8 protein-coding genes are annotated in these 7,216 nt (G+C 59.2%); 4 read left to right on the top strand and 4 right to left on the bottom strand.

Annotated features, from left to right (window positions below; translation table 11 throughout):
- The coding region (locus ACJ8M3_RS22695) for an autotransporter outer membrane beta-barrel domain-containing protein (RefSeq protein WP_442514745.1) at positions 1–126 on the top strand (126 nt) is incomplete at its 5' end.
- A gap of 456 nt (positions 127–582) precedes the next feature.
- Positions 583–1,434 carry a helix-turn-helix domain-containing protein gene (locus ACJ8M3_RS22690; RefSeq protein ID WP_033645361.1) on the top strand — a complete coding sequence of 284 codons (852 nt, stop codon included), beginning with the start codon at positions 583–585 and terminating at the stop codon, positions 1,432–1,434.
- On the opposite strand, the gene ACJ8M3_RS22685 is transcribed toward ACJ8M3_RS22690, so the two are convergent.
- From ACJ8M3_RS22685 to ACJ8M3_RS22670, 4 genes are all read right to left on the bottom strand, one after another.
- Positions 1,424–3,208: an ATP-binding response regulator gene (locus ACJ8M3_RS22685; RefSeq protein WP_033651793.1), complete on the bottom strand. Its 1,785-nt coding sequence runs from the start codon at positions 3,206–3,208 to the stop codon at positions 1,424–1,426. The two genes, ACJ8M3_RS22690 and ACJ8M3_RS22685, sit on opposite strands and share 11 nt — an antisense overlap.
- Positions 3,205–3,699 carry a molybdopterin-dependent oxidoreductase gene (locus ACJ8M3_RS22680; RefSeq protein ID WP_033645359.1) on the bottom strand — a complete coding sequence of 165 codons (495 nt, stop codon included), beginning with the start codon at positions 3,697–3,699 and terminating at the stop codon, positions 3,205–3,207. The genes ACJ8M3_RS22685 and ACJ8M3_RS22680 overlap by 4 nt, the downstream gene beginning before the upstream one ends.
- A gap of 160 nt (positions 3,700–3,859) precedes the next feature.
- A complete protein-coding gene (gene gorA / locus ACJ8M3_RS22675) occupies positions 3,860–5,212 on the bottom strand; it encodes a glutathione-disulfide reductase (RefSeq protein ID WP_033645358.1) in 1,353 nt (450 codons plus the stop codon).
- 130 nt (positions 5,213–5,342) lie between these two features.
- Entirely contained in the window at positions 5,343–6,185 is an 843-nt protein-coding gene (locus tag ACJ8M3_RS22670) for a 23S rRNA (adenine(2030)-N(6))-methyltransferase RlmJ (protein ID WP_033636386.1), read from the bottom strand.
- A gap of 135 nt (positions 6,186–6,320) precedes the next feature.
- On the opposite strand from ACJ8M3_RS22670, the gene ACJ8M3_RS22665 reads away from it, so the two are divergent.
- The gene (locus tag ACJ8M3_RS22665) at positions 6,321–6,725 is read left to right on the top strand and encodes an ASCH domain-containing protein (RefSeq protein ID WP_025304616.1); all 405 of its coding nucleotides are present in this window, start codon (positions 6,321–6,323) and stop codon (positions 6,723–6,725) included.
- A gap of 16 nt (positions 6,726–6,741) precedes the next feature.
- A complete protein-coding gene (locus tag ACJ8M3_RS22660; RefSeq protein WP_033651785.1) occupies positions 6,742–7,203 on the top strand; it encodes an HIT family protein in 462 nt (153 codons plus the stop codon).
- The last annotated feature ends 13 nt before the right edge of the window (positions 7,204–7,216 follow it).

Below are 7,216 nucleotides of genomic sequence, written 5' to 3'. Positions count from 1 at the left end.
GTGCTGAAGGCGGGGGCGGAAGTGGCGGTGAACGAAAACGCCTCGCTGTCGCTGGGCTATGGCGGGCTGCTGTCGCAGCACCATCAGGATAACAGCGTCAACGCCGGCTTCACCTGGCGCTTCTGACGTTCAGCGGTCATTACAACGACAACGGAGCCGGCATGCCGGCTCCGTTTTTATTTGCGGCGGTGGGGGGAGAACGTATGATGGCGCGGCGTCAGGACAATAAAAAACCGGGACCCTGACGGATCCCGGCTCAAAAGTGGGTAAAACAGATTAGCGCTAAAGGCTCAAGCCCCGTTTTGCTTATGCAGTCCGAGCGATGTGAGCATCGTCTCAGTAGCGGCAACGGAACAAATTTTCCCTGGTGTTACTATGGTTATTATTAAAAAACGTGCTGGTGTTGTTTTTTTATAGTGTATTGCTGTATGTCTCTTTTGATACCATGTTTGACGATGCAACATGGTATGTCAAGCAACGTTTTTAACGCATAATTGCATGGGATGCTAGTTTTAGATGTGGCTTTTTCAGCAGAAATAATCAAAACGACTGATAAATCAGTAAAAAAAATCGAAGGAACAAATGGATAACAATCACCAAAAATTCGATTCACAGTCGATTGCCAATCGGGTCAGAGAGCTGTTTTTACATTACGGGATTGGAAAACGTCAGCATGCCCGAGAGCTCAGCCGCATCTTGGATCTGAGTTTTTCACATGCGCACCGCAAATTGAAAGGGCAAAGCCCCTGGACGCTGGAACAGATCAACAGCGTCGCGGCCGCGCTCGGAGAAACGCCGGCGGCGATCGCCGATTTGAGTGCCGAACACGAGGCGGCCGAACCGAACATGGCGCGCGATGCCATCTTTTTTGTGGCAGGGGTCGCGATGCCTTGCGTCGGGCACATCGGCGACGAGCTTCCCGCCGGGCGGCCGGCGGAATTTGTGGCGCTGCGCATCGAGGGGCAATGGCATATCTATCGCGCCGATGAGGCGCCGGCAGGGCCGCGTTATGGCGTCGAGCTGATCGAAATCCGGCCCGGCTATGGCGACGACGAGCGTCTGAGCATTGCGGTATTGGACGATTCGCATCAGGCTGCCGATGAGTTGGCCAAGTATCTTGGCGGCTGCGGTTTCAACGCGGTGGCGTTTTACGACGTCGACAGCTTCTGTCAGGCGTTGCAGCAAAGCCTGTTCGACGGTTACGTGGTGGACTGGCTAATCGGTGAAGAAACGGCGGATCGCTGTATCGCCACCATCCGCGCCTCCGACAACCCGGACGCGCCGGTACTGGTGCTGACCGGTGAGCTGGGCACCGATCGACGCGAATCGGAAATCGCTCAGGCGATGCGCGAGTACGATGTGCTCGGCCCTTATGAAAAACCGGTGCGGCTCCATGTGATCGAAGCCGCACTGCAACGCTGTTTTAATCTTTAGCGGGGAACACCTCGGCCAGCGCGTTCGACAGCGCATCCAGCCGAACCGGCTTCATCAGGTAGTTGTCGAACAGCGCGCGCTGATCCGCCGTGAGCTGCTCCGGCGTGTAGGCGCTGATGCCGATGATCGGCACATGGCGGTTGGGGCCGCGACGATTGCGCAGCTGCCTGGCCAGGGCGGCGCCGTCGATGCCCGGCATCTGCAGATCCAGCAACAGCGCGTCGTAAGGGCGTCTGAGCAGTTTCTGCAGCGCGCGCTCCGGCGAGTCGCACAGTTCGTGCTGGTAACCCAGCTTATCCAGCAACGCCGCAAAGGCGTCACCCACCGACTTGTTGTCATCCACCACCAGCACCTGCTGCGGTTTCTGCTGCAGAGAGGCATTGGCGGCGGCGGGCTCGTCGGCGCGTTCTTCTTCACTGATCTGCACCGGAATGCTGACGATAAAGGTGCTGCCCTTCTTGATTTCGCTGTACACCGTGATGGTGCCGTCGAGCAGCGTCACCAGGCCGTGCACGATCGCCAACCCCATCCCCACGCCGGCATATTGCTTGGTATGCGACTGATCCAACTGGGTAAAGGGTTTGAAGATCTGATCGAGCTGGTCTTTTTCGATACCGATGCCGGTGTCGGTCACTTCGATAATCAACGAACTGCCGCCGGGTTGACGGCGCAGACAGCTGTGCAGCGTAATGCTGCCGCTTTCGGTGTATTTGTAGGCGTTGGTCAGCAGGTTGACGATAATCTGCCGGATGCGCAGCGGGTCGGAATGCACCAACAGGTGGCTGCACTCCACCTCGCAGCTCAGTTTGACCTGCTCTTTGCGGGTCAAAGTAGCGATTTCGTTGGCGGTCTCCGCGATCAGCTTCTGCGCGTCGAACGGCACGATGCGCAGCTCCATCATGCCGCTGTCGAGGTGCGCGTAGTCGGTCAGATCTTTCATTTGGCTTTCGATCTGCTGCGCGGCGGTCTCCAGCCGCTGGAAGGTGTCCGCATGCTCCGCCGATACCCGGGTATTCACCAGCACGTCGATGGCCGACATCACGCTCTGCAATGAGGTGCGCAGCTCGTGGCCGATGGCGCCGAGGAAGGCGTTTTTGGTGCGGGTCGCTTTCTCCGCCTCGATCGCCTTGGCCTGCTGGCGAATGGTCAGCCGCTGCTGACGGAACACGATCAGGGTGATGGCGATCAGCGCGATCACCGAGAACATGACAATCACCAGCCCATAGAAAATGATGTGCCGTTTCTCGATGTAGTCCTCATAGGCGGCGGTGCGCTGCTTCACCTCGGCGTGGTCGGTCAGGTTGGCCATTTCGATGGCGTAAGGCTTAATGGCCTTCATGGCCGCGAAAACCTGATTGAAGTCGATTTTCGGGTTATCCAGCAGTTTATCGATGCGATCCATCTGCAGGCGCATCTGCTTGACCACTTCCGGGTAGCCCGGCTCGGCGTACAGCGGTTGCGTGGATTCGGAGACGGTTTCCAGCACGTAAAAGCGCGAATAGAGGATTTCGAACCGCAGCCGCAGGTTGTCGTTGTCCACCTGCGGCGCGTGGCTCTGCTGCTCGACGAACGTGTCGAATTCCGCCAGCTTGATGGAGAACTTGGCGATCGACCAGGAGTAGTTCTCCTGCGTGCCGGCGATGGCATACAGCCCTTTCTTCGACAGGGTGGCGCTGTAGTAATAGAGCGTGACGGTCGAAGCCACCAGAAACAGCGCGGCGAAGATGGCCGGTATCGCCAGCCTGCTGCCGTTCTTAAAGGTCGTCAGCTTCATTTGATCACGATCCTGTCGACTTGCCAGATAAAGCGCGAGTTGTACAACGGCGAGTTCAGCTCAGGCCCGGCGGCGTCACGCGGGTAAACCAGGAACAGCGGGCCGAAGTTTCTGAGCTTCAGCATCTCCCCGTCCATCTTGTAGGCCAGGATCATGTTGTACTTCTTGACGTCGGACAACGGCACGTCGATGTAATAATCGTTCAGCGCGTAGAAGGTCAGCGTCTCGCCCTTGGCGCCGACGCGCTCCAGGATGTCGGCCACCGAAATCCCTTCAAACTTCCTCTGCGGCGTCCAGGAGGTGGAGGTCGTGATGCTGTGCACCGGCATCGCCAACAGCTGTTTATCGGTGAACAGATAGCTTTTTTTGACCGGATCGGTCACGTTGTCGATCTTGCCCGCCACTTCCAGGGTAAAGCTGAGCGCGCTGCTCTGGGCGATAATCAGGGCCACGCAGGCCATCGCAAGGGTTTTGCATAGTTTGAACAGCATCGGCGTTCTCCAGAGGCGCGGGGAGGTTTGTATCAGTCCCGCTAATTTATCAGGCAGAATAATGGCAGAAAAAGCAGGCGGGTGCGAAGGGAATAGTAAACCGCACAAAAAGAACAGGCCGGTATTTACCCCGGCCTGAGAGAGGGATAAACGTAGCGCCTCAGCGCATGGTGACGAACTCTTCCGCCGCAGTCGGGTGGATAGCCACGGTGTTGTCGAAGTCCTTCTTGGTGGCGCCCATCTTCACCGCCACCGCGAAGCCCTGCAGGATCTCGTCCATGCCGAAGCCGATGCCGTGCAGGCCGACGATCTTCTCTTCTTTACCCGCGCACACCAGCTTCATGCGGCACGGCTGGCGGTGCTGCGTCACGGCGCTGTACATGGCGGTGAAGGAGGATTTGTACACCTTCACGTTGTCCGCGCCGAATTTCTCGATGGCTTCCGGCTCGGTCAGACCGACGGTGCCGATCGGCGGGTGGCTGAACACCACGGTGGCGATGTTGCTGTAGTCCAGGTGCTCGTCCGGCTTGTTGTTGAACAGGCGCTCGGACAGGCGGCGGCCAGCGGCCACGGCGACCGGGGTCAGTTCTACCGCGCCGGTGTTGTCGCCCACCGCGTAGATGCCTTTGACGTTGGTGTTCTGGAACTTATCGACGTCGATGTAGCCTTTCTCATTGGTTTTCACCCCGGTCACGCCGAGGTTCAGGTTGTCGGTCGCCGGTTCGCGGCCGATGGCCCAAATCAGGCAGTCGACGGTGAATGCCTTGCCGTTTTCCAGCTGCAGCGTCAGGCTGCCGTCGGCGTTCTTGACGATTGCTTTCGGCACCGATTCGGTATGCAGGCTCGGCCCCTCGGTGTTCATCACTTCCACCAGGGTGTCGACGATCATCGGATCGAAGGTGCGCAGCGGCGCGTGCTTGCGCACGAACAGGTGCGTTTCCGCGCCCAGCGCGTTCAGCACGCCGGCGATCTCTACGGCGATATAGCCGGCGCCCACCACGGCGACGCGTTTCGGCATGGCGTCCAGCTCAAAGAAGCCGTCGGAGTCGATACCGTATTCCGCGCCCGGAATAGCCGGATGGCTTGGGCGGCCGCCGGTGGCGATCAGGATGTGATCGGCGGTGATGGTTTCGCCGTTCACTTCCACGGTGTGCGCATCCACGAAGCGCGCGAACCCTTTGATCACGTCAACCTTGTTCTTGCCCAGCACGTTATCGTAGGAGTTGTGAATGCGGTCGATATAGGCGGTGCGGTTGGCGACCAGCTTTTTCCAGTCGAAGGCGTTGACGGTGGTGTCGAAGCCGTAGTCCGGGCCGTACTGATGGATGGCCTCGGCGATCTGCGCCGCGTGCCACATGACTTTTTTCGGTACACAACCCACGTTTACACAGGTGCCGCCCAGCTCTTTGGCTTCAATCAGCGCACACTTTTGGCCGTACATGGCTGCCCGGTTGATCGATGCGATACCGCCGCTGCCGCCGCCTATTGCTAGATAATCGTAATGTTTCGTCATCTGGGATTTCCATGAGTTGTGAATTTGAAGAGGGTAAGAGTTTAACGCCTGACCGGGGTTTGTCGCAAAGATTGCGTCGATGGCTGCGATAGGCGGACGCAGGGCGCGGCAAAGCGCGCCCTGCCGGGGATTATTCCGGTACCACCCAGTTGACCAGATGGTGGCCGATGCCCGACGGCACCAGCACCTTGTGCAGCCACGGCAGCACGTTTTTCATCTGCTGTTCCAGCTTCCACGGCGGGTTGATGACGATCATGCCGGAAGCGGTCATGCCGCGCTGATCGCTGTCGGGTTTCACCGCCAGCTCGATCTGCAGGATGCGGCGAATGCCGGTGGCTTCCAGATCGCGCAGCATGCGTTTGATCTGCTGGCGCATCACCACCGGGTACCACAGCGCGTAGGTGCCGGTGGCGAAACGCTTGTAGCCTTCCTGAATGCCTTTGACCACGTCCTGGTAATCGGTCTTCATTTCATACGGCGGGTCCATCAGGATCAGGCCGCGGCGCGACGGTGGTGGCAGCTGGGATTTCAGCTGCTGATAGCCGTCGGCGCGCTGCACTTTGGCGCGCTCGTCTTTCTGGAACTCGCTGCGCAGCAGCGGGTAATCGCTCGGGTGCAGCTCGGTCAGGTGAATTTTATCCTGCGGGCGCAGCAGCTGGCGGGCGATCAGCGGCGAGCCGGGATAGTAGCGCAGCGTGCCGGAACGGTTGAAGTTGTGCACCACGCTCATGTAGGCCGCCAGCTCCTCGGGCAGATCGTCGCGTTGCCACAGCAAGCCGATGCCTTCCAGGTATTCGCCGGTGCGCTCGGCGTGTTCGCCGCTGAGCTGATAACGGCCCGCGCCCGAGTGGGTATCCAGATACAGGAACGGCTTCTCTTTTTCCTTCAGCGACTCGATGATCAGGCTCTGAACGGTGTGTTTGAGCACGTCGGCGTGGTTGCCGGCGTGGAAACTGTGGCGATAACTTAACATGACGGGTGGCGGTTCCTTGTGCTCCGCAGACGGAGCATTCAATGCAATAAGGCTTATAATCTGCACAGTATAAACTGTCTGGCCGGGAAAAACCGGACTCCGTTGCCGCAGACGTTAACAGAAAGGGACAGGACGATGAGCAAACAGGCGATTTTGGCGAATTACCCCGACGCGGCGCGCTGGGCGTTCGGCGACGGCCCAGCGTTAGCCGACGAACTGCTGGGGTTGGTGCTGAGCGGGGATAAAACCGCCACCTGCAGTTCCTATGCGAGCTATCGTCGGGAACAAACCCCGAGGATCGGCGATTACAGCATCGTTCTCGATGGCCGCGGCGAACCGGCCTGCGTGATCAGGACCCTGGCGCTGCGCCTGGTGCGCTACGACCAGGTGACCGCCGAGATGGCGGCCAAAGAGGGCGAAGGCGACAAAAGCCTGGCATTTTGGCGCGAGGGGCATCAGGCATTCTTTACCCGCGAGGGGAGCTTTGCGCCGGACATGTGGCTGGTATTCGAAGAATTCGAACGGGTTGAAACGCTGTGAATCACAAGGAGAAAGGATGAGCTGCATTTTTTGCGACATCGTGGCGGGCAAGGCGCCGTGCCATAAAATCTGGGAAGACGACGACCATCTGGCGTTCCTGTCCATCTTTCCCAACACCGACGGCTTCAGCGTGGTGATCCCCAAGGCGCACCACCCGAGCTACGCGTTTGACCTGCCGGACGAGGTGCTGAGCGCGTTGATGCTGGCGACCAAGCGGGTGGCAAAGCAGCTGGATCGCGCGTTCGACGACGTCGGCCGCTGCGGCATGGTGTTTGAGGGCTACGGCGTTGACCATGTGCACGCCAAACTGATCCCGCTGCACGGCACCGCGTCGCTGGAGCAGTGGCGGCCGATCGAATCGACCTCGCCGAAGTTTTTCACGCGTTACGAAGGTTATATCTCCTCCCACGATGCGGCGCGCGCCGACGACGAACAGCTGGCGGCGCTGGCCGCCCGCATTCGCCAATGCGCCGTTTAAGGCACGAACGATC

It is taken from the genome of Serratia sp. CY55921, from assembly GCF_052167655.1.
GTDB classification, from domain to species: Bacteria; Pseudomonadota; Gammaproteobacteria; order Enterobacterales; family Enterobacteriaceae; genus Serratia; species Serratia ureilytica.
Note: the sequence above shows the minus strand (reverse complement) of the source record. Positions and strands in the feature narration are given on the sequence as shown.

Bases quoted from the DNA above. Each gene is read 5' to 3' on its own strand.
- ACJ8M3_RS22690 (WP_033645361.1), top strand. From the start codon at position 583: ATGGATAACAATCACCAAAAATTCGATTCACAGTCGATTGCCAATCGG.
- ACJ8M3_RS22685 (WP_033651793.1), bottom strand. From the start codon at position 3,208: ATGAAGCTGACGACCTTTAAGAACGGCAGCAGGCTGGCGATACCGGCC.
- ACJ8M3_RS22680 (WP_033645359.1), bottom strand. From the start codon at position 3,699: ATGCTGTTCAAACTATGCAAAACCCTTGCGATGGCCTGCGTGGCCCTG.
- gorA (WP_033645358.1), bottom strand. From the start codon at position 5,212: ATGACGAAACATTACGATTATCTAGCAATAGGCGGCGGCAGCGGCGGT.
- ACJ8M3_RS22670 (WP_033636386.1), bottom strand. From the start codon at position 6,185: ATGTTAAGTTATCGCCACAGTTTCCACGCCGGCAACCACGCCGACGTG.
- ACJ8M3_RS22665 (WP_025304616.1), top strand. From the start codon at position 6,321: ATGAGCAAACAGGCGATTTTGGCGAATTACCCCGACGCGGCGCGCTGG.
- ACJ8M3_RS22660 (WP_033651785.1), top strand. From the start codon at position 6,742: ATGAGCTGCATTTTTTGCGACATCGTGGCGGGCAAGGCGCCGTGCCAT.